21 protein-coding genes and 12 tRNA genes are annotated in these 21,772 nt (G+C 46.6%); 18 read left to right on the top strand and 15 right to left on the bottom strand.

All coding sequences use genetic code 11. The features are described 5' to 3' along the window. Positions 1–6 precede the first annotated feature (6 nt). The 15 genes from HP568_RS18645 to rpmH all read right to left on the bottom strand — a co-directional run bounded on the left by HP568_RS18645 (position 7) and on the right by rpmH (position 13,377). Positions 7–1,161 (bottom strand): aminotransferase class V-fold PLP-dependent enzyme, encoded by a 1,155-nt coding sequence (locus HP568_RS18645; protein ID WP_173629888.1) that lies wholly within the window; start codon positions 1,159–1,161, stop codon positions 7–9. 15 nt (positions 1,162–1,176) lie between these two features. After that, positions 1,177–2,022: a ParB/RepB/Spo0J family partition protein gene (locus HP568_RS18640; RefSeq protein WP_048035480.1), complete on the bottom strand. Its 846-nt coding sequence runs from the start codon at positions 2,020–2,022 to the stop codon at positions 1,177–1,179. Further along, entirely contained in the window at positions 2,019–2,777 is a 759-nt protein-coding gene (locus tag HP568_RS18635) for a ParA family protein (RefSeq protein WP_015894094.1), read from the bottom strand. Before HP568_RS18635 ends, HP568_RS18640 begins: the two co-directional genes overlap by 4 nt. 504 nt (positions 2,778–3,281) lie before the next feature. Further along, the gene (noc, locus tag HP568_RS18630; RefSeq protein WP_048035481.1) at positions 3,282–4,136 is read right to left on the bottom strand and encodes a nucleoid occlusion protein; all 855 of its coding nucleotides are present in this window, start codon (positions 4,134–4,136) and stop codon (positions 3,282–3,284) included. Positions 4,137–4,770: 634 nt separating this feature from the next. Continuing rightward, a complete protein-coding gene (locus tag HP568_RS18625) occupies positions 4,771–5,073 on the bottom strand; it encodes an MgtC/SapB family protein (protein ID WP_235617585.1) in 303 nt (100 codons plus the stop codon). Between the two features lie 189 nt (positions 5,074–5,262). Continuing rightward, the gene (locus HP568_RS30070) at positions 5,263–5,469 is read right to left on the bottom strand and encodes an MgtC/SapB family protein (RefSeq protein ID WP_256434944.1); all 207 of its coding nucleotides are present in this window, start codon (positions 5,467–5,469) and stop codon (positions 5,263–5,265) included. A 162-nt stretch (positions 5,470–5,631) separates the two neighbouring features. Continuing rightward, entirely contained in the window at positions 5,632–6,348 is a 717-nt protein-coding gene (gene rsmG / locus HP568_RS18615; RefSeq protein ID WP_048035483.1) for a 16S rRNA (guanine(527)-N(7))-methyltransferase RsmG, read from the bottom strand. A gap of 11 nt (positions 6,349–6,359) precedes the next feature. Continuing rightward, complete coding sequence (gene mnmG / locus HP568_RS18610) at positions 6,360–8,258, bottom strand: tRNA uridine-5-carboxymethylaminomethyl(34) synthesis enzyme MnmG (protein WP_048035484.1); 1,899 nt, start codon at positions 8,256–8,258, stop codon at positions 6,360–6,362. 15 nt (positions 8,259–8,273) lie between these two features. Continuing rightward, the gene (gene mnmE / locus HP568_RS18605; protein WP_047070294.1) at positions 8,274–9,650 is read right to left on the bottom strand and encodes a tRNA uridine-5-carboxymethylaminomethyl(34) synthesis GTPase MnmE; all 1,377 of its coding nucleotides are present in this window, start codon (positions 9,648–9,650) and stop codon (positions 8,274–8,276) included. A 288-nt stretch (positions 9,651–9,938) separates the two neighbouring features. Then, a complete protein-coding gene (jag, locus tag HP568_RS18600; RefSeq protein WP_007720132.1) occupies positions 9,939–10,568 on the bottom strand; it encodes an RNA-binding cell elongation regulator Jag/EloR in 630 nt (209 codons plus the stop codon). After that, a complete protein-coding gene (gene yidC, locus HP568_RS18595) occupies positions 10,565–11,323 on the bottom strand; it encodes a membrane protein insertase YidC (RefSeq protein ID WP_048035485.1) in 759 nt (252 codons plus the stop codon). Before yidC ends, jag begins: the two co-directional genes overlap by 4 nt. A gap of 38 nt (positions 11,324–11,361) precedes the next feature. Beyond that, on the bottom strand, positions 11,362–11,586 hold the full coding sequence (gene yidD / locus HP568_RS18590) for a membrane protein insertion efficiency factor YidD (RefSeq protein WP_205669431.1): 225 nt from the start codon (positions 11,584–11,586) through the stop codon (positions 11,362–11,364). Between the two features lie 4 nt (positions 11,587–11,590). Then, positions 11,591–11,971, bottom strand: coding sequence for a ribonuclease P protein component (gene rnpA / locus HP568_RS18585; protein WP_015894104.1), 381 nt, complete (start codon positions 11,969–11,971; stop codon positions 11,591–11,593). A 140-nt stretch (positions 11,972–12,111) separates the two neighbouring features. Continuing rightward, the gene (locus tag HP568_RS18580) at positions 12,112–13,080 is read right to left on the bottom strand and encodes a nucleotidyltransferase family protein (RefSeq protein WP_173629887.1); all 969 of its coding nucleotides are present in this window, start codon (positions 13,078–13,080) and stop codon (positions 12,112–12,114) included. A 162-nt stretch (positions 13,081–13,242) separates the two neighbouring features. Continuing rightward, a complete protein-coding gene (rpmH, locus tag HP568_RS18575) occupies positions 13,243–13,377 on the bottom strand; it encodes a 50S ribosomal protein L34 (RefSeq protein WP_007720125.1) in 135 nt (44 codons plus the stop codon). A gap of 584 nt (positions 13,378–13,961) precedes the next feature. Between rpmH and dnaA the strand changes: the two genes are divergently transcribed. The 18 genes from dnaA to HP568_RS18485 all read left to right on the top strand — a co-directional run bounded on the left by dnaA (position 13,962) and on the right by HP568_RS18485 (position 21,707). After that, a complete protein-coding gene (gene dnaA, locus HP568_RS18570; RefSeq protein WP_017246844.1) occupies positions 13,962–15,323 on the top strand; it encodes a chromosomal replication initiator protein DnaA in 1,362 nt (453 codons plus the stop codon). A 207-nt stretch (positions 15,324–15,530) separates the two neighbouring features. Then, positions 15,531–16,670 carry a DNA polymerase III subunit beta gene (dnaN, locus tag HP568_RS18565; RefSeq protein ID WP_048035487.1) on the top strand — a complete coding sequence of 380 codons (1,140 nt, stop codon included), beginning with the start codon at positions 15,531–15,533 and terminating at the stop codon, positions 16,668–16,670. Positions 16,671–16,702: 32 nt separating this feature from the next. Continuing rightward, positions 16,703–16,918: a S4 domain-containing protein YaaA gene (gene yaaA, locus HP568_RS18560; RefSeq protein ID WP_012683786.1), complete on the top strand. Its 216-nt coding sequence runs from the start codon at positions 16,703–16,705 to the stop codon at positions 16,916–16,918. Positions 16,919–16,934: 16 nt separating this feature from the next. After that, positions 16,935–18,053: a DNA replication/repair protein RecF gene (gene recF, locus HP568_RS18555; RefSeq protein WP_012683787.1), complete on the top strand. Its 1,119-nt coding sequence runs from the start codon at positions 16,935–16,937 to the stop codon at positions 18,051–18,053. An 11-nt stretch (positions 18,054–18,064) separates the two neighbouring features. After that, on the top strand, positions 18,065–18,352 hold the full coding sequence (gene remB / locus HP568_RS18550; protein ID WP_007720118.1) for an extracellular matrix regulator RemB: 288 nt from the start codon (positions 18,065–18,067) through the stop codon (positions 18,350–18,352). Next, positions 18,352–20,277, top strand: a complete 1,926-nt coding sequence (gene gyrB / locus HP568_RS18545; RefSeq protein WP_048035488.1) for a DNA topoisomerase (ATP-hydrolyzing) subunit B — start codon at positions 18,352–18,354, stop codon at positions 20,275–20,277. The genes remB and gyrB overlap by 1 nt, the downstream gene beginning before the upstream one ends. A 220-nt stretch (positions 20,278–20,497) precedes the next feature. Next, a tRNA-Ile gene (locus HP568_RS18540) sits at positions 20,498–20,574 on the top strand. 44 nt (positions 20,575–20,618) lie between these two features. Then, positions 20,619–20,694, top strand: a tRNA-Ala gene (locus HP568_RS18535). Positions 20,695–20,711: 17 nt separating this feature from the next. Further along, a tRNA-Asn gene (locus HP568_RS18530) sits at positions 20,712–20,787 on the top strand. Positions 20,788–20,794: 7 nt separating this feature from the next. Continuing rightward, a tRNA-Glu gene (locus HP568_RS18525) sits at positions 20,795–20,868 on the top strand. 33 nt (positions 20,869–20,901) lie between these two features. Beyond that, positions 20,902–20,977: transfer RNA gene (locus tag HP568_RS18520), tRNA-Val, on the top strand. A gap of 25 nt (positions 20,978–21,002) precedes the next feature. Further along, positions 21,003–21,079 (top strand) — tRNA-Asp (locus HP568_RS18515). A gap of 35 nt (positions 21,080–21,114) precedes the next feature. After that, positions 21,115–21,190: transfer RNA gene (locus tag HP568_RS18510), tRNA-Phe, on the top strand. 14 nt (positions 21,191–21,204) lie between these two features. Beyond that, a tRNA-Thr gene (locus HP568_RS18505) sits at positions 21,205–21,280 on the top strand. A gap of 47 nt (positions 21,281–21,327) precedes the next feature. After that, positions 21,328–21,412: transfer RNA gene (locus HP568_RS18500), tRNA-Tyr, on the top strand. 18 nt (positions 21,413–21,430) lie between these two features. Next, positions 21,431–21,505 (top strand) — tRNA-Gln (locus tag HP568_RS18495). A gap of 8 nt (positions 21,506–21,513) precedes the next feature. Then, a tRNA-Lys gene (locus HP568_RS18490) sits at positions 21,514–21,589 on the top strand. A gap of 31 nt (positions 21,590–21,620) precedes the next feature. Next, positions 21,621–21,707: transfer RNA gene (locus HP568_RS18485), tRNA-Leu, on the top strand. Positions 21,708–21,772 lie beyond the last annotated feature (65 nt).

Below are 21,772 nucleotides of genomic sequence, written 5' to 3'. Positions count from 1 at the left end.
TTGCCCTTACACAAACGCCGCTGCTATTTCCCGAACAGCGTTATGAAGCGCTTCTACATCTTTCTCTGAGTTGAAAATTCCAAAGCTGGCTCGAACCGCTCCACGTTGTTCGGTACCCGCAGTCTGATGACCCAGTGGCGTGCAATGAAAACCCGATCTGGTCGCAATCCCGTATTGTTGATCCAGGATAAACGACACCTCTGCTGCATCTACCTCTCCGATATTAAAAGCAACCACGCCTACACGTTCGGTCTCAAGCCCCGGTCCGTAGACATGTACTCCCTCGATTTGCTGCAACCCCATGATCGCTTGCTTCACCAGTTCCCATTCGTGCTGACGAATGTTGTCCACACCTTTTTCCATAACAAAATCAACGCCTGCTTGCAGCCCTGCCAAACCAACCGTATTGAGTGTCCCGCTTTCGTATCGGTCTGGACGAGTTGTTGGTTGATCGATCGCTTCAGACTGACTGCCTGTCCCCCCATGAATCAAGGGCTCGAGATCAATATGACTGCTCACGTACAAACCACCTGTACCTTGTGGACCATACAGCCCTTTGTGCCCAGGAAAAGCAAGCATATCAATATTCATTGCCTCTACATCGATAGGCAAAACACCCGCAGACTGAGAAGCATCTACCAAAAACGTAATTCCATGCTCTTTTGCCAGCTTTCCCAGTTCGGCTACAGGCAGGATGACACCTGTCAGATTGGAAGCATGACTCACAACGATTAACCGCGTCGCGGGCGTAATTGCCTTGGCAAAATCCTCTACATAGAATTGATGATCTTCTCTCGGCTCTACAAAAGTAGCTTCTACTTGGTTGTTTTTGCGCATGTACTCAATGGGACGTCTTACCGAATTATGCTCAACAGACGAAGAAATAACATGATCGCCTGCTTGTAAGAATCCTTTTATCGCCTGATTAAGCGCTTGAGTAGCATTGAGATAAAAAAAGAGGTTATTCGGGTTTTGAATCCCAAACAACCGCGACACTTGCACCCGTGTCCGAAACACAGCTTTACTCGCTTTCATCGCCAGTGCATGTCCACCTCGGCCAGGATTTGCAGCAAAATCCTCGATGACCTCTGCCATCATTTCTTTGACTGCTGGTGGCTTCGGCCATGTAGAAGCTGCGTTATCTAAATAGATGATCGCCATGACTACCTCCTGGACTTACTTCTCTATATTCAACATCTCGATGATTCGCTCCAAGTCTTCCTGTGAATAGAAGTCAATTTCGATCTTGCCGCGCTTCGATCCTTTTTTAATCTTGACCGCTGTTCCAAAACGACTGCGTAGCCGTTCCTCCATCTCGATCAAAACTGGCTCGTTTTTCGCTGGCTTTTTCTTTTTTGTTTCACGTGAAACATTGAGCTGCTTCACAAGCTCTTCCAATTGACGAACACTCAAGCCTTTTTCCACCACGTCATTTGCAAGCTGTTGTTGTACTTTCTTATCCGTTACCCCAAGCAAAGCTCGCGAATGTCCCATAGATAGTTCCGCTGCCGAGACCATTTTTCGGATCTTCTCTGGAAGTTGCAGCAAACGCAGCATGTTGGCTACATGCGGTCGACTCTTCCCTATCTTTTGTGCTAGTTGTTCTTGCGTATAATCATGGTGGGAAATCAGCTTGTCGTAAGCCTCGGCCTCTTCGAGAGGATTCAGATTTTCCCGTTGCAAATTCTCAATCAGGGCAATCTCCATTAATTGCTGATCGGTGTACGCCTTTACTACTACCGGAACCTCTTTTAACCCCGCTACCTTTGCAGCGCGCAATCGTCTTTCCCCAGCTACCAGCTCGTAACCTTTGATGCTTTTCCGAACAATTAACGGTTGGATGATCCCATGCTCTTTGATCGACTGTGCTAGTTCCTCGATAGCTGATTGCTCGAATTCTTTCCGGGGCTGATAAGGGTTAGGACGAATCTCATTGATGGAAACCTCTTTTACCTGTTCCCCTTCTTCGATGAGATTGGAAGTAATAAGCGCATTCAGCCCTTTTCCCAATCCTCTACTCATACCCCTACCACTTCCTTCGCCAAATCAGTATAGACTTCCGCTCCTCGTGAGCGTGGATCGTACGTAATGATGGCTTGTCCGTGTGACGGTGCTTCGCTCAAGCGAACATTTCGAGGAATAATTGTTTTGTATACTTTGTCCTGAAAATACTTTTTCACTTCTTCAATCACTTGCAAACCGAGATTCGTACGTGCATCGAGCATCGTCAGCACGACACCTTCGATGGCAAGCTGTGAATTCAAGTGTTTTTGGACCAAACGAATGGTGTTCAACAGTTGGCTTAATCCCTCTAGCGCATAGTACTCACACTGGATTGGGATTAAGACAGAATCAGATGCTGTCAAAGAATTAACAGTCAAGATCCCTAAGGATGGCGGGCAATCGATGATGACATAATCGTACTTGTCCTTGACTACTTCCAGCGCCTTTTTCAGACGAACCTCACGAGAAATCGTAGGAACCAACTCGATTTCCGCACCTGCCAATTGGATGGTGGCAGGAATGATCATTAATCCTTCAATTTCAGTTGGCAAAGTCGCATCGACAGGGTTGATATCATTGATCAGGACATCATAAATGCAGTACTTAACATCTGCCTTATTTACCCCGATCCCACTGGTTGCATTTCCTTGCGGATCAATATCAACCAGCAGCACCTTTTTCCCCAATGCGGCCAAACAAGCGCTTAGATTGACGGACGTAGTCGTTTTCCCGACGCCGCCTTTCTGGTTCGCAACCGCAATGATTTTTCCCAACTTCTCCACCTCTTTTTTGTCGTGTAGGAAAGCTTGTGGCTTGACCAGTACACTCTCCAGTACGTCTTTCAAAGTCATCTTCTGTATCCTCATCTAGTTAGTCATTCGAGTCTATTTACGATTTGCTCGTATTCTTGTAAAACGATGATCTTTTATACGATTTCCTTCGTTCGCTGCCATTTAGCAACCTTTACATAGCCTGTACATGATAAGACGAAAAAGTCTCTACAAAGTTATCCTCATTTATTATCGAGTAAACCTGCAAGTATGCACAAGTTGGTACTCTCCATGTTATCAGATTTGCAGCTTGGTCGTACGCTGTTTTTTTTAGACAGTGGGACAAAAAAGCCTTATTTTTGTCTCAAAAATGCAGATTATCCCAGATTGTTATGAAAGATGCTTATTTCTGGAAATTAAAAGCTACCGAAAGCCTCATTTTCCTATAAATAATCAACATTTGCCCAAAAAGAAAGGCGACCTTGTCGCCCTTTTTGTTACCATCATTTATTTCCCTGTATCCTTGTTTTTCGGAATACGAATGGTGAATTGATAGAATTCATCAAGGTCTTCTTCCGCTGTCTCTACAGGTAGGCCCGTCTGGATCACCATATCGATCGATTGTCGAACGGTATTAATCGCAATCCGCGTATCTCTTGAAAATGCTTTCCAACGAGGCTTCGCATCTTTTTCCGATTTCGGATTCTCAGCCAATTCTAGAAGCTGCTTCACGCGCACTTCCGTCTGTTTCACATTCCATTCCCGCTCCAAAATCTCCAGCAGGACTTTATTTTGTAATTCTGGATCTTTTAACGGAATCAAAGCTCTTGCATGACGCTCTGTTACTTGTCTGGACAATAATGCATCTTGAATTTCTTGCGGTAAATGGAGCAAGCGCAGTTTGTTTGCGATTGTCGATTGTCCTTTGCCCAAACGTTGAGCAAGACTCTCTTGCGTCAAATTATGCAAATCAATCAGCTTTTGATATGCGACTGCCTCTTCAATAGCTGTCAAACCTTCTCGTTGCAAATTCTCAATCAATGCGATAGAGGCTGTTTGCGAGTCATTAAACTCTTTGACAATCGCAGGAATCCTCTCCATGCCCAATTTTCTAGTTGCGCGCAAACGTCGTTCCCCAGCAATCAATTCATAACGACCATCGCGAACCCGCACGACAATCGGTTGAATGAGCCCATGAGTTCGTATCGTTTGACACAACTCATCAATTTTCTCGTCATCAAATACAGTACGAGGCTGATATGGATTCGGTACAATCTCCTCAACTGGTATTTGTTTGATTTCTTCATTATCTGTCTTGTCCGTCAAGCCAAAAATCCGAGAAAATGAATCTTTAACTGCCATAGAAAAATCCCCCACTTCTACCCGTTCCATCCGTGCTATTTTAAAGTCTTTGAAGAGGTGTTCAAAAAGTCATTTTTGATCACGAAGTAATCCTGAAAGATTGCGCAACAACGAAAGTGTTCACCTTGGAAATCCCAGTGCTCATGTAGCTCCTCTACATTCCGCTCCTCCTTCTTCAGCTTCTCGCCGCCTTCTTGGTGCTGAAAAGACAACTTTTTGAATACGTCCTAGAAACTGAAAAAGGTCCTGTCCAATCAACGACAGAATCTCCCTCGAAACATTTTGTATCCCTCGCCCATCCATTGTCCGGATATGACAGATTGAATATGTTCTTTGATTGTTGCTGCTAAGGAAAAATGGCATATTGGCGTCGTAAGTGAGTTCAGTCCTACTCTTTTTACATAGGTCCTCCTCTTACATCGTTAAAGACAGCATGCGTCTACTTTTAAAAAAGCTTCACAAGCCCTATCGTACATACTGCTTAACAGACTCTTCTTGCCCATCCGGTCGGTTTGTAAAATTGCCTTTGACCTAATCTTCTTTCCCTACACGCTTTCTTCAGGTTCATTTATATATATGTAATTCTGCAAGATTCGTCCAATTCCTGCTAACGAAAAACGTTTCACGTGAAACATCAATCATGATCTTCGACATAAAAATCGCGATCGTCACGGTGCTTTGGCCTCTCATCACTTCCGATACTCTCATCAGTAGGATGTGAAATCTTGGTGACAGAAAACAATCGAGGAAAAAGTCTATGAAAGTCTAATGTCAGGTACGAAAAAATCGCGGCAACGATCGCAGCGACATACATCCCTGCACTAAACATTAGACCAATGGCTGAAGCAACCCACATCCCTGCTGCTGTCGTCAAGCCTTTCACCGTACCATTGAATTTGATAATAGTTCCGGCTCCCAAAAATCCCACGCCCGTCACGACTTGTGCAGCTACCCTCCCAGGATCATGATTTACGCCACTCGAAGAAAAACCATATAAAAACTCCTATCGAAGTCTATTCATGGAGGAGCGACCGCGTTTTTGTGGAAAGTTTTACCGAGGTTATGCCAGATGCGGACGCTGAGGTACCTTGTTATGCGCTCCAAAAAGTTTAAACTTTCTTTCACGTTAAATGGAAGCTAGTCCAAAAAGACACGAACCAAAGCAAACGAGACTATACGTTCGAAAACCAGCACCTCTTTGCCTACTCACATCCTTTATAAATCTCTCTCGCTCCCATCCCATGATGGCACCTGCTAGAAAAGCAAGAAAGAGCTGAAGCAATATGGTCGGGAGTTCTGGCGAAAAAAAGGACGAAAGTACTGCTGCTTGCATAGTCTAATCACCCTCTCATACGATGTCATTCTTTCGAAGGAGCTAGTACTATGTATATGCCAAGTTGTAGACTCCATGATCCAAGAAGCTAACCTGAGAGACTACTTTCAAAACAAAAAAAGGCCGCAGCACGTGGCTACGACCCTCTCTTATGACTGACTCCTACACTAATGGCTTTTTCGCAGGAACTCCTGCCTTGCGCGGATAACTTTTCGGAGTCGCTTCTATTTTTTCCATGATGACGATGTTACGCTCTCCCGCTTCCTCTAGAAGCTGGAATGTCTCGACCTTTCTCGTCTTTCCACCAAGCGTCTTGATTGCCTTTTTCGCTTCTGCAAGCTCTGGAGTAATCTCCGCTCCCTTGAGAGCGACGAAGTGTCCTCCAACTTTGGCAAAAGGAAGGCAGAACTCCGATAACAGATTGAGTCTCGCAACAGCACGTGCCACTACGAGATCAAATTTCTCCCGATAAACCGCTTCTTGCCCACGATCCTCAGCACGCCCATGTACGGGATTCACGTTCTCCAGACCCAGCTCCTGTGCTACATGCTGCAAAAAACTCATACGCTTGTTCAGGGAATCAATGATCGTCATTTTCAGATGTGGGAAGCAAATTTTCAAAGGAATGCTCGGAAAGCCTGCGCCCCCACCGATATCTACAACTGATTGCACCTGGTCAAATGGGAAGTAAAAAGCTGGCGTAATCGAATCATAAAAATGCTTGTTGTACACTTGCCCCTCTTCGGTAATTCCCGTTAGATTCATTTTCTCATTCCATTCGACTAGCAGGCGGAAAAAATGATCAAACTGATCCTTTTGACGATCCGTCAAAGAAATCCCCTGGGCTGCAAGTACCTCGGCAAACTGTTCTTTCGTCATAGCTTTTCTCCTTACTCGGCTACTCCCACGCGTTTGTACTCCAAATATACCATCAACACGGAAATGTCTGCTGGAGTAACTCCTGCGATACGAGCCGCCTGCCCGATATTCAACGGACGAATTTTGGTCATATTGTCGCGGGATTCCTTGGACAAACCGGAGATTTGGTGGTAGTCAATATCCGTTGGGATGCGGCGCTCCTCCATTTTTTTCATCCGCTCTACTTGTTGCAATGACTTTTTGATGTAGCCATCGTATTTAATCTGGATTTCAACCTGTTCGGTCACATCCTCTGGCAGTGCTTCTGGTGCAGGGACCATTTGAGCAATGTGGCTGTAGTTGATTTCCGGACGACGCAGCAGTTGAGCCAGCTCGATGACATCTGTCAGTTCAGGAGAGCCTGCGTTGCGCAAAACCTCTTGGACATGTGCCATTTCAGGACGTACGCGTGTGTTTGCCACACGTTCTTTTTCTTGCTCGATCAGCTCGCGTTTTTGATTAAATCGATTGTAGCGCTCTTCGCTAATCAGACCAATTTCATGGCCGATATCCGTCAGGCGCAAGTCCGCATTGTCATGACGCAGCAGCAACCGATATTCTGCACGAGAAGTAAGCAAACGATAAGGCTCATGCGTTCCTTTAGTAACAAGGTCGTCAATCAAGACACCGATGTACGCCTCTTCTCGTCCCAAAATAACGGGTGGTTTCCCTTGGACGCGGCGTGCTGCGTTAATTCCTGCCATGAGACCTTGACCCGCAGCTTCCTCATAACCAGAGGTACCATTGATTTGTCCTGCTGTGAACAAGCCCGGCAAGGTTTTGGTTTCCAAAGAAGGCCAGAGCTGCGTCGGCACGATCGAATCATACTCAATCGCATAGCCAGGGCGCATCATTTTGACTTCTTCCATTCCAGCCATGGAGCGCAGCATGGAAAGCTGAACATCCTCCGGCAAGCTGGTCGACAAGCCTTGTACATACATTTCTTCGGTATTGCGTCCTTCTGGCTCCAAGAAAATTTGGTGACGCGGCTTATCATTAAAACGAACTACCTTATCTTCAATCGAAGGGCAATAACGCGGGCCCGTTCCTTCGATCATTCCCGAATACATAGGTGCACGATGCAGATTGCTATTGATGAGTCCATGCGTTTCTTCATTTGTATAGGTCAGCCAGCAAGGAAGCTGGTCCATAATAAATTCCGTTGTTTCATAAGAAAAAGCACGCGGTACCGGATCACCAGGCTGAATCTCCATTTTGGAGAAATCCACGCTGCTGCTATGAACACGTGGAGGCGTCCCTGTCTTGAAGCGTGTCATTTCAAAACCGAGTTCCTTCAAATGATGTGCCAGACGAATGGACGGGCGCATGTTGTTCGGTCCACTTTCGTATTGGAGATCTCCGAGGATGATCTTTCCGCGCAAATAGGTTCCGGTCGTCAATACAACGGATTTAGCCATGTATCGCGCACCAGTTTGCGTAATAACCCCTTCACAGACCCCATCGTTTACGATCAGCTCTTCCACCATCGCTTGACGCAGGATCAAATTCGGAGTATTTTCAATCGTTTTCTTCATTTCATGCTGATACGCAAATTTGTCTGCTTGTGCGCGTAAAGCATGAACAGCAGGTCCTTTACCTGTATTCAGCATACGCATCTGGATATGAGTTTTATCGGTATTGCGTCCCATTTCTCCACCGAGCGCGTCCAATTCGCGTACGACGTGGCCTTTTGCCGGACCACCTACGGAAGGATTACATGGCATGTACGCCACAGCATCCAGGTTGATCGTCAACAGTAATGTACTGCAGCCCATACGTGCAGCCGCCAAAGCCGCTTCCGCACCGGCATGACCCGCACCAATGACAATGACGTCAAACGAGCCAGCTTCATATGCAGGTACAACGTTCATTTTTTGTCCTCCTAATCACTTACCCAGACAGAACTGGGAGAAAATCTGGTCAATCAAATCTTCGCCGACGCTTTCTCCGATGACTTCTCCAAGCAGCTCCCACGACTTTTTAATGTCGATCTGAATCATGTCTACTGGCATTAAATCATCGATTCCACCAAGCGCTTCATCTATGGCTCGTTCTGCCTGACGAAGCAGTTGAATATGTCTCGCGTTACTCACGTAGGTCAGGTCATCCTGCTGCACACGGCCACTGAAGAAAATCTCCCCAATAGCCTGCTCCAGAAGATCGATCCCCGTTTCCTCACGCGCAGACGTCATAATCAACGGCTGCTGAGGGAAATGACGCTTGATCTCTTCCAAATCCACTTTTTGCGGCAAGTCGAATTTATTAACAATCACAATCACATGAAACCCTTTTGCCGCCTCAAAAATCGCATAATCATCAGCGGAGAGAGGCTCATTGTAATTGATCACGAGCAACACGAGGTCAGCCTTTTGCAGCAGCTGTCTGGACTTCTCTACCCCGATTTTCTCCACGATGTCCTCTGTATCGCGAATTCCTGCGGTATCGATGAGTCGCAAAGGAACCCCGCGCACATTGACATACTCTTCGATGACATCGCGTGTCGTTCCCGCAACGTCAGTCACAATCGCCTTTTCCTCTTGGACCAGACTATTTAGTAGAGAGGATTTCCCTACATTCGGACGTCCAATAATCGCGGTCGACAAGCCTTCACGCAAAATTTTCCCTTGCTGTGCGGTCTGCAACAGTCGTTGGATTTCACCTTTAACCTCCAGGCACTTTCCTCGCAAGAAATTTTGTGTAAACTCCTCAACGTCATGCTCTGGATAGTCCAATGTTACTTCTATATGGGCCATCGCTTCAATCAAGTTTTGTCGTAACTGCCGAATGAGCCTGGACAGCTTCCCTTCTACTTGATTCAATGCGACCTTCATCGCTCTGTCTGTTTTCGCCCGGATCAAATCAATGACGGCCTCGGCTTGAGACAAATCGACACGTCCGTTTAAGAACGCACGCTTTGTGAACTCACCTGGCTCCGCCAATCTTGCTCCATTATCCAAGATTAACTCCAGAACCTTTTCAACGGAAACGATTCCTCCGTGACAGTTTACCTCAACTACATCCTCCCTCGTAAAAGTACGGGGAGCCTTCATTACGGAAACCAGTACCTCTTCCACTCGTTCACCTGTGTTTGGCTCATACAAGTGCCCATAATGGATCGTATGGCTATCCACAGTGGACAACCGCTGCTTTCCTTTATATATCTTATCCACAACTTCGATCGCTTCCGTACCGCTTACTCGGATCACGGCAATACCGCCTTCACCCATCGGTGTAGCGACCGCCGCTATTGTATCGAATTTCATGCTGTTCACCTCAAGCTTTCCACTCTTACAAGTCAGCCACTAACTTACTAGCATAACAGATCGTCTAGAAAAATTCCAAAAGAAAGTGCAGCCAATCCGTCTGACTAAACACCTAATAGGAAAAAGCAACCCTATCTCCAAGGTTGCTGTCCATTTTGGTTATCCACAGTATAATCATTTTCGCAAATCCTCAACCATTTGGTCAATTATCCACAGTGGACAACTTTTTGAAGAGATTGTTCAAAATGTCGTCGCTTGCTCACTTGAATTCAGGCAAAAAAAAGAAGCCTAGCGAGAGGCTTCTTTCGGTGCAATCACGATATAACGATTTGGCTCGTCTCCTTCACTGAAGGTAACCACATCTGCTCTCTTTTGTAAAAAGGCGTGGATTACTTTCCGTTCCGCAGCAGACATTGGTTCCAGACGTACATCCCGTTTGGTCGATAACGCTTTTTTCGCCACCCGATCTGCGAGCTGCTCCAATGTTTCCTTGCGACGAAGCCTGTAATTTTCGGCATCCAGAGTGATACGTACATGTTTGTCCGCATGACGGTTCGCTACGACGTTTACGAGATACTGTAATGAATCAAGAGTTTGTCCCCTGCGGCCAATAATGATTCCCAGATTGGTTCCCTGGATGTCAAACAGCATGCCCTCTTCATTTGTACGCGTCTCCACTTTGGCATTCACCTTCATGTTCGACAAAACGTCTTGAAGAAAGTCACGTCCCTGTGCAACCGGATCAAAGTGAAATTCTACTTGCACTTTAGCGTCCTTTGCCCCAATCAGTCCAAACAATCCTCTGCTTGGTTCCTCTAGAACTTGGATCGTTGCCCGCTCACGCGGCACTCCCAATTCCAGCAAAGCTTTTTGCACAGCATCGTCGATCGTTTTTGCCGTAGCTACCACCTTTTTCACTTGGAGGCTCCCCCCTTAGGAGTAGGCATATTACCTTTATCACGATACAGGAAGTAAGTTTGTACAATAGTAAACAGGTTACCGTATACCCAGTACAGAGACAGCGCTGATGGCAATGTAACGGCAATCGCCAAAATCATCAGCGGCATCATGATGATCATCATTTGCATTTGTGGATTTCCTTGTGTTGCCTGACCCATCATCTTGGATTGCAGGTACGTCGTAATCGCAGCAATGATTGGCAAGATGTAGTACGGGTCCTTTTGTCCCAACGTCAGCCACAAGAACGTTTGCGAGTTAATCTCGGTCGTACGAATGATCGCATGGTAGAACGCGATCAAAATCGGCATTTGTACCAACATTGGCAAGCATCCAGCCAACGGATTGACACCGCTCTTCTGGAACAAAGCCATCGTTTCCGCTTGCGCTTTTTGTGGATCATTTTTGTACTTGTCACGGATCTTTTGCATCTCCGGTTGAATCTCTTGCATTTTCTTGGAGCTCTTGATTTGCTTGACCATCAATGGAAGCACAATGATTCGAATGATGATCGTTGCAATCAGGATACCCAGACCATAGTTGTTTCCGAGTATCAATGCGCTCTCTTTAATTAGCCAGGACAGTGGATAGACAAAATACTTGTCCCAAATGCCGGTTGCGTCAGGGCCAATTGGTGCAGCAGCTTGGGGGTTACAGCCCGACAAAACTAGAACCAGCATAGTCAGCATAAGAATGCTGAGTGTACGTCTACTCAAGGGTGATCCTCCTTTTCCCCGCTTCAATTGAGGTAATCTTATTTGTGCTGATCCGGGACTGGATCATACCCGCCCGGGTGGAACGGATGGCATTTCAAGATGCGGCGAAGGGCCAACCATCCTCCCCTCCACGCTCCAAATCGACGAATCGACTCGATTGCATAGTGAGAGCAGGTGGGCGCGAATCTGCATGAAGGTGGTTTATACGGAGAAATCATCAGTTGGTATCCCCGAATCAACCAAACCATGATCTTCACCATCATCGTTTCACCCTCTTTTTCCATCTCTTTTTCCATTATGTACGGGTGCCTGTTTGATCACTTTGGCTCGCTTCATCACATGTAACAGAGATTGCTCAATGGCTTCAAGCGTCATCGCTTCCACACCCGGACGGGCGATGATGACGAGATCGAGACCGACTGGAATATCAGACTCCATTCGAGCTACTGCTTCGCGTATAAGCCGCTTGACTCTATTGCGGACAACAGCATTGCCAATTTTTTTACTGACGGAAATTCCAGCGCGAAAAGCCGCTTGTCCCTCTTGCTTTGCTGAATACAAGACAAACTGCTTATTAGCAGCAGAACTTCCTCGTTGAAACACAGCTTGGAATTGCTCATTTTTTTTGAGCCGGTGTGAACGATGCAAGGTAAACAACCCCTAACATCACAATTATAGTAGAAAACGTACACAGCATCTACCAGTATATCCTTGTTTCGTCCACTTTTTTCCCTAAGTATACTCGGTTTAGAACAAAATCAAAAATTCAGTGGAAAAAATGCATGCGATTATCCGAGCTCCGCGATGATTTCTGCACTGACATAGCGCAGGTCAGAGAGCAATTGCTCATCCGCTTGGAAAAAGCCCAATTTGGGAAGAGACAAGGAAAGCTTGGCAGGCAGATCTGCCCAATGATTCTCCAGCCATTCATCAGAATCCACGCTATGATATAACCAGATCGCCTCTGAAAATAATAAAAACCCGGCCATATCAAGCTGATTTCTCTCCTGCAATCTCTGAACCTTCCTCTTTACTAACCAATCATTTTCAGTCGCCAGAGCAAACTCGATCCCCTCATTTATTGACCGTAGGTGAGCCCGATAGTCCGTCAATAGCATGAGCGCATCCTGTACATCTTGATTACGCAAGTATGTCTCCTGAAAAAAGCCACCCATACCATCTGAACGTCTTGCTGTCTGAACCAACTGATACAACTGTGCATCACTCAATGAATGTCCCTGGAAGACAGCACTCATTTGCAGCGCCCCGATCCATCCTGCCCAAGCAGCCAAATAAGCGGAGTAAGGAAAGCCTTCCATTAAGGCAGCCTGCGCCTCTTCGTGGAACGAATCTACCTCCGCTTTTGCCTGTGCAAACATTTTCGCTTTTCCAGCCGGGGAATCCATATAGACGCACATGTTGTTCATCCAGGAAGTGAAACGATCCCCTGGGTCCAGCACAACCTTCGCTTCCTTTAAGTAACGCCATGCCCACGGATTCTCGTATACTTCTTCATCTGTAGGAGCAGATTGGACCTGCAACTGTATCACATGCCCTTTAAACAGACGATTTTCGCAGGAAGGATCACCTTCTCCCTCCACAAAGATGTGTAAATCGAGGTCGCTATATGCGTCCGCTTCTCCCCTCCCGACAGATCCACCAGCATAGGCACATACCAGGCTGGCGAGAGGCCATTCATCCAGAAACTCGCGCGCCAACGATACAAAAAAGTCGGTGAAGTCCTTGCTTTGTTTCATCGCCCTCCTCCTGTCTCTTCAATAAAATAGTAGGATTTTCGGTAGCTAGGTAACGATTACCCCTCAAAAGGTTCCCACATCAGAGAAAGCCTTCCTCTTCTTATAAGAACAAAGAATTTTCAGACACATGTAGACAAACAAAAAGGCCACTGAAAGTGTGGCCTAAGCGGAAAGAACTTTTCTACCTCTTTGACGACGAGCAGCCAAAATTTTACGGCCATTTTTTGTGCTCATGCGCTTACGGAATCCATGATCCTTTTTGCGCTTGCGGTTGTTAGGATTGAAAGATGGTTTCATTACGTATACACCTCCGTCTTGCAAAGACATTCTTTTGCATTATAAGAACATATGCCTAAAAAGTCAAGTGACAGTGGAAATTCATTACCAAGGCAAATATCCCCATAAAACTATTTCCCAGACCTGTGGATATCATTTTATCCACAAAAACAGGTTTCGACAAGTTTATCTACAGCTTGTACACAAAATATAGGGATGTGAATATGTGGTAAGTACCAGAAGTTGTGTTTGTGGATAAGTATGAAAAAACCATTGATACCATGCCTTATATCTGTTATTATGTTTTTGTTTTGAAGCGTGAATAACTCCGATACGTAAATCGGTTTTTCCACAGGGTGTGGATAAGTTTGTGGACAGATTCTTTCCTATGTGTATGTCGTTACTCACAGGATTGAGGATAACCGTCTGCTTTTTTTCACTTCTACGAGCGGAATCCCTATATTTCGACTTTTTTTATCCACAGTCGCTCCAAAAGGCTGTGTTGACAATTGAGTCACAACATAGCAGGTTTTTGCACTTTTTCTCGATCATTATGGATCGGTGTTTCATCAATTTTTCGGATGGTCCAGAGGGAGGGATTCTGGTTGGATGCAGCGATTAGCGAACTATGGCGCAAAGTACTCGCCAAGATAGAAAAATCGCTAAGCAAACCCAGTTTTGATACCTGGCTGAAGGCGACAAAGGCAACTACATTAGAAGAGGATGCACTGATCGTCGTCGCACCAAACGACTTTGCTCGTGATTGGCTAGAAACCAGGTACGCACAACTGATTACCGATACACTATATGAAGTGACGGGTATCAATATGAAAGTAAAGTTCGTCGCGATGCAAAATCCTGATGCGGCTTTTGCGGACGAACAACCTGCCCCACGGGTGAAAATGAGCGAACCGCCAACAGTCGCGGACGACCAGCCACCCAGTATCTTAAATCCCAAATACACCTTTGACACGTTTGTCATCGGCTCAGGGAATCGATTCGCTCACGCCGCATCGCTTGCGGTTGCTGAAGCTCCTGCAAAAGCTTACAATCCCCTCTTCATTTACGGAGGAGTCGGACTTGGCAAAACCCACTTAATGCATGCAATTGGCCATTATGTCATTCAACACAACCCATCGGCGAAAGTGGTCTATTTGTCGTCTGAGAAATTTACCAATGAATTCATCAACTCTATTCGTGACAACAAAGCCGTCGAATTCCGCAATAAATACCGGAGTGTTGACGTTCTTTTAATTGATGACATTCAGTTTTTGGCAGGCAAGGAATCGACACAAGAAGAGTTTTTCCATACGTTCAATGCCTTGCATGAAGAAAGCAAACAAATCATCATCTCCTCCGATCGACCTCCTAAGGAGATCCCGACACTGGAGGATCGCCTCCGCTCACGCTTCGAATGGGGACTGATTACTGATATTCAGCCGCCAGACCTCGAAACGCGGATTGCGATTTTGCGCAAAAAGGCGAAAGCAGAAAATCTCGATATCCCTAATGAGGTAATGGCGTACATCGCCAACCAGATCGACAGCAACATCCGCGAGCTGGAAGGCGCACTGATTCGTGTCGTTGCTTACTCCTCCTTGATTAATCGCGATATCGACACGCAGTTGGCAGCGGAAGCACTGAAAGACATCATTCCTTCCTCCCGCCCACGCGTGATTACTATTATGGACATCCAACGAACGGTCGGAGAAGCGTTCAGCCTGAAACTAGAGGATTTCAAGGCGAAAAAACGGACAAAAACCGTCGCTTTCCCACGTCAGATTGCGATGTATCTCTCCAGAGAGCTGACGGATGCCTCCTTGCCGAAGATCGGTGATGAATTTGGCGGCCGTGACCATACGACAGTCATCCATGCCCATGAGAAAATCTCTCGTGCGCTGGCAAATGACCCTCATATGCAAACAACCATTCAATCGCTCATTGAAAAGTTAAAAGCAAACCATTAAACCTGTGCATAACGCAAAAAGCCTATACACAACTTACCCACATGTGTATAGGCTCTCTTTTACGTAATGGACCCACATATCCACAAATCCACAGGCCCTATTACTACTTCTGTTAAAAAGATTTATCCTAATAAGTTATGATAAAGGCGCAGCCATTATGCAGATTCCAAACAAAAATAATGGCGCCGGAGAGGGAGGCTCACGTCGATGCATATTACCGTTCAGCGTGAAAAGCTGTCGAATGCCGTATCGCATGTTAGCAAAGCAGTTTCTAGCAGAACTACGATTCCAATTTTGACCGGGATTAAAATCAAAACCGACGATGAAGGTTTGACACTGACAGCAAGCGATTCTGATGTGTCTATTGAAGTTCAAATCCCGCTAGAAGAAGCCGGAGAATGGGGAGTAACCGTACATCAACCTGGTAGCATTGTATTAACTGCACGTATTTTCAGCGAAATCGTACGCAAGCTGCCAAGCAATGAAATTGACATTCAAGTTGATGATCGTCTCGTAACCAAAATTCGTTCCGGACAAGCTGAGTTCACCATTAACGGAATGGATGCCAACGAATATCCACAACTGCCGCATCTGGAAGAAGATAAAGTCTTCAGTGTTCCCTGTGATTTACTGAAGGCAATGATTCGCCAGACTGTTTTTGGTGTTTCCACTTCCGAAATGCGTCCGATCTTGACCGGTTTGATGTGGTCGCTTGATCAAGGCAAATTGCGTTTTGTAGCAACCGACAGCCATCGCTTGGCTAGCCGTACCGCAATGGTCGAATGCCCAGAGGATCTTTCTTTCCATAACGTGGTTGTTCCGGGTAAAAGCTGCAATGAATTGGTAAAAATATTAGATGACGACCAAAACCTCGCGGATATCGTTGTTGCGGACAATCAAATTTTGGTGAAGTCCAAGCATATCCTGTTCTATTCCCGTCTCTTGGAAGGAACCTATCCGGACACGACCAGAATTATTCCACAAGGAAGCAAAACGGAGATCACCGTTAGCACCAAGGAGTTTTTGCAATCCATCGAGCGTGCTTCTCTGCTCAGCCGCGAAGGCAAATCGAACGTAGTCAAGCTCGTTACGATGCCTGATGGAACCGTCGAAATTACGTCCAATGCACCTGAGATCGGGAAAGTAACGGACATTTTGATGCCAAAAGCAATGAATGGCGAAGAATTGAAAATCTCCTTCAACGCCAAATACATGATCGATGCGCTGCGAGCAATTGATAGCGCGGAAATCAAAGCGAGCTTTAGCGGCCCGATGAGTCCATTTGTGATTCGTCCGACCGATCATGACTGGATGCTCCATTTGATTTTACCGGTTCGTACGTACTAATTTGTTTTTACGTAAAAGAAAGGAGCCAAGCCATGCGTGAGGTTTCCATTAGCACAGACTATATTGCTCTCGGCCAATTTTTGAAGCTGGCTGAAATTATTGACACGGGGGGAATGGCCAAAGCTTTTTTGGCTGAGGTTCCGATCCAGATCAATGGAGAGCTGGACAACAGACGTGGACGCAAGCTATATCCTGGCGATGAAGTGGCGATTGAAGGCTATGGTCGCTATCAAGTGGTACGCCCCTGAGAGGAGAGCGTGATTCTTGTTTCTCAAGAACCTGTCGCTAACCAATTATCGCAACTACGAAACGATGTCTCTGTCGTTTGACGGTCCCATCCAGTTGTTTATTGGCAACAACGCTCAAGGGAAAACGAATGCTCTCGAATCGATCTATGTTTTGGCACTCGCCAAATCCCACCGAACGCCCCGCGACAAGGAGCTTATTTCCTGGGATGCCGATTATGCCACGATCCGTAGCGATGTTCTTCGTCGCTACGGTTCTGTTCGTTTAGAGCTGCAGTTGACAACCAAGGGAAAGCGGGCCAAAATCAACGGAATGGAACAGCAGAAGCTGAGCGCTTATGTGGGGGCATTGAATGTCGTCATGTTTGCACCCGAGGATCTTTCCATTGTCAAAGGCGCACCTGCCCAGCGCAGACGCTTCATCGATATGGAAATCGGTCAGGTTTCACCTACGTATCTTTATTATTTGAGCAATTACAACAAAGTGCTGGCCCAGCGAAATCAGCTTTTAAAGGATTTGGCCATGAAAAAAAGTAACTCGCTGGAAATGCTGGCAATTTGGAATACCCAATTAGCCGATTTAGCGGTAAAATTGTTACGTAAGCGTTTTGAGTTCATTCGGAAGCTGGAGACGTGGGCACAGGAAATCCACACCGGCATTACCGATGGCAGGGAAAGACTTTCTTTGCATTACGTTAACTCATCTCCCGTTACAGAAGAGATGACGATAGATCAGGCTGTAGATAAAATGCTTGCTGCCTACGAAGAGGTTCGCGACCGGGAAATCATGCGGGGGAGCACCCTAATTGGGCCACACCGTGATGATTTTTCACTTAAAGTGAACAACATGGATGTGCAAACGTATGGTTCCCAGGGACAGCAACGCACCAGTGCGCTGTCCATTAAATTAGCCGAAATTGAGCTGATTAAAGAAGAAGTGGGAGAATACCCCGTTCTGTTGTTGGATGATGTCTTGTCAGAGTTGGATGAACATCGGCAAACATTGCTGCTCGAAACCATCCAGGATCGAGTGCAGACGTTTGTAAGTACCACAGGTGTGGAAGGCTTAAAGCATCAGGTTCTCCAGCAAGCCTCTCGTTTTTACGTGAGGGAAGGGAAAATCTCCGGAGAAAGGTAGGGGGTACAGGGATGTTTATTCACATTGGTGGAGATACTGTGGTGAGCACGAAGGAAGTCATTTCCATTCTCGATCATCAGACTGTGAAATCCTCAAAAATCAATAAAGCGTTCTTGCTTGAAAAAAGTAAGACAGTTGTTGATCATAGTGAGGAAGAAACGAAGTCTTATGTAATCACCCAGAACGCCATTTACTGTTCACCTATTTCTTCTCTGACGCTGAAGCGACGCGCTCAGTTCGTGGACAGCTTGGATCAGTTTCCCTTTGTACAAGCTGAAGTGGAGGAGTTGACAGAGTAGTGGATCAAGTGACGACGAAAGATACAAACTACGATGCGAGTCAGATTCAGGTACTGGAAGGGTTAGAGGCAGTTCGGAAACGTCCCGGCATGTACATCGGGTCGACCAGCAGCCGAGGTTTGCATCACCTGGTATGGGAGATTGTCGACAATGCCATTGACGAGGCGCTGGCCGGTTATTGCGACGAGATCTTGGTGGTCATTCATCCAGACAACTCCGTATCTGTAACCGATAACGGTCGAGGAATCCCGACTGGCATTCATGAAAAGACCGGGAAATCCACAGTTGAAACCGTTTTGACTGTATTGCACGCCGGTGGTAAATTCGGCGGCGGCGGATACAAAGTGTCCGGCGGTCTTCATGGGGTAGGTAGCTCGGTAGTGAACGCGCTATCCGAATGGATGGAAGTCGAGGTTAAACAAAATAATCAGGTATACTACATGCGCTTTACTGTAGGCGCACCGAATGCCGATCTTGCTGTCGTAGGCGAGACCGATGAAACGGGAACAAAAGTAACCTTCAAGCCCGACCCGACTATTTTTACCGAAACAACCGTATTTGAGTACGATATTTTGCAAAAACGTATTCGCGAGCTGGCGTTCCTGAACAAAGGATTGCGTATCACGCTCAAAGATACACGTCCAGATCAGCAGAAGGAAGAGTCCTTCTACTACGAGGGCGGTATCATCCAGTTCGTAGAACACTTGAATAAAAACCGGGAAGCCCTGCATGATGATGTGATTTATTGCGAAGGGGAAAAAGAAGGTCTTGTCGTGGAGGTTGCCCTTCAGTACAACGACAGCTATGTGAGCAACATTTACTCTTTTGCCAATAACATCAACACGCATGAGGGTGGTACTCACGAAACCGGATTTAAAACCGCTCTTACACGTGTTATCAACGACTACAGCCGCAAGTTTAACTTCCTGAAGGAAAAGGATCCGAATCTTTCCGGGGACGATGTGCGTGAAGGCATTACCGCGATTATCTCCGTAAAAATTCAAGAGCCTCAGTTTGAAGGACAAACAAAAACGAAGCTGGGCAACTCGGAAGCGCGTAGCATTACCGAGTCTGTCTTCGGTGACCGTTTTAACACCTTCATGGAAGAAAACCCGGGTGTAGCCAAAAAAGTTGTGGAAAAAGCGCTCATGGCATCTCGTGCCCGTGAGGCAGCTCGTAAAGCACGTGAAATGACTCGCCGCAAGAGCGCGCTGGAAGTAAGTGCTTTGCCGGGTAAACTGGCGGACTGCTCTTCCAAGGACGCATCTGAATCTGAACTGTTCATTGTAGAGGGTGACTCTGCGGGCGGTTCTGCGAAGATGGGACGCGATCGTCATTTCCAAGCTATTCTTCCTCTTCGCGGGAAGGTATTGAACGTAGAAAAAGCACGTCTGGACAAAATTCTCGGCAACAACGAGATCCGTGCCATTATTACGGCTTTGGGAACAGGTGTTGGTGAAGACTTTGATATTTCAAAAGCACGCTACCACAAAGTCGTCATTATGACGGACGCCGACGTCGACGGATCACATATTCGTACGCTTCTGCTGACGTTCTTCTTCCGTTACATGAAACAGTTGATTGAAGCGGGGTATATTTATATTGCGCAGCCGCCTCTCTACAGCATCAAGCAAGGGAAGACGTTGCATTATGCTTATACCGACAAGCAGCGTGATGAGGTGCTCGCTACCTTGAAGGCTCAACCGAAACCTAACGTCCAACGCTATAAAGGACTAGGTGAGATGAACGCGGATCAATTGTGGGAGACTACGATGGACCCAGAAGTCCGTACGTTGCTTCAGGTTGATCTCGAGGATGCTATGGATGCCGATATGGTGTTTGAGACACTGATGGGTGACGAAGTAGAGCCTCGCAGGGAGTTTATTGAACAATACGCGGCAAACGTACGCGATCTTGATATTTAAATTTGGAACGAAGAAAAAGCTTGTCCTCTACCGGGCAAGCTTTTTCTTAATGAAATTCTGAAAACACATTTGAAATATACGATGAACATGACTTATAATAGATTGTGCTTTTGTTAAACTCGAATTTTACAAAAAAGTTCACCCACGCAATAAAAAAAATCAAATTTTCTATTGCAATGAATTTGAAAGTGTGATAGATTAAAGTTCCGGAAGTAATCACGGGCCTATAGCTCAGTTGGTTAGAGCGCACGCCTGATAAGCGTGAGGTCGGCTGTTCGAGTCAGCCTAGGCCCACCACCTACATAGCTGATGTGACAACCGAGTCATGAAAGCGCTAGAATGGGGCTGTAGCTCAGTTGGGAGAGCGCCTGCCTTGCAAGCAGGAGGTCATCGGTTCGATCCCGTTCAGCTCCACCATTCTAAAATATGATTATTCCTCGGTAGCTCAGTTGGTAGAGCAATCGGCTGTTAACCGATCGGTCGGCGGTTCGAGTCCGTCCCGAGGAGCCATTGAAACGGCCCGTTGGTGAAGCGGTTTAACACAGCAGCCTTTCACGCTGTCATACAGGGGTTCGAATCCCCTACGGGTCACCTAGCAAAACACCCTGCAATCGCAGGGGTCCTGGAGGCTTAGCTCAGCTGGGAGAGCATCTGCCTTACAAGCAGAGGGTCGGCGGTTCGATCCCGTCAGCCTCCACCACTTTTAACAACTGAATGTTTTACATGGAGCTGTGGTGAAGTTGGAGTTCACGCCGGTCTGTCACACCGGAGGTCGCGGGTTCGAGTCCCGTCAGCTCCGCCATTTTTCTCAAGCGATGGCGAAACAATTACGCTTGAGGCTCGGTAGCTCAGTCGGTAGAGCAGAGGACTGAAAATCCTCGTGTCGGCGGTTCGATTCCGTCCCGAGCCACCATTTATACAAAACACGCCGGTATAGCTCAATTGGTAGAGCACCTGACTTGTAATCAGGGGGTTGTGGGTTCAAGTCCTATTGCCGGCACCACTTTTTCTTTGAAAGTTGAATAAGGTTTACTTTTGAAGGACAAGCTTGGGGAGATAGTGAAGTGGCTAAACACGGCAGACTGTAAATCTGCTCCCTCCGGGTTCGGCGGTTCGAATCCGTCTCTCCCCACCATCTTTACTTCATGGCTATTGGGGTATAGCCAAGCGGTAAGGCAACGGACTTTGACTCCGTCATTCCTAGGTTCAAATCCTAGTACCCCAGCCATTTTTCGAGAGCCATTAGCTCAGTTGGTAGAGCATCTGACTTTTAATCAGAGGGTCGAAGGTTCGAGTCCTTCATGGCTCACCAGTTTTTAAAAACGAGAGATTGAATTTTAAATGCGGTCGTGGCGGAATTGGCAGACGCGCTAGATTCAGGTTCTAGTGGTGGCAACACCGTGGAGGTTCAAGTCCTCTCGACCGCACCAAAAAAATTTCATTTGAACATGCGGACGTAGCTCAATTGGTAGAGCGTCGCCTTGCCAAGGCGAAG

Source organism: Brevibacillus sp. MS2.2, assembly GCF_013284345.1.
Taxonomy (GTDB): domain Bacteria; phylum Bacillota; class Bacilli; order Brevibacillales; family Brevibacillaceae; genus Brevibacillus; species Brevibacillus brevis_C.
Note: the sequence above shows the minus strand (reverse complement) of the source record. Positions and strands in the feature narration are given on the sequence as shown.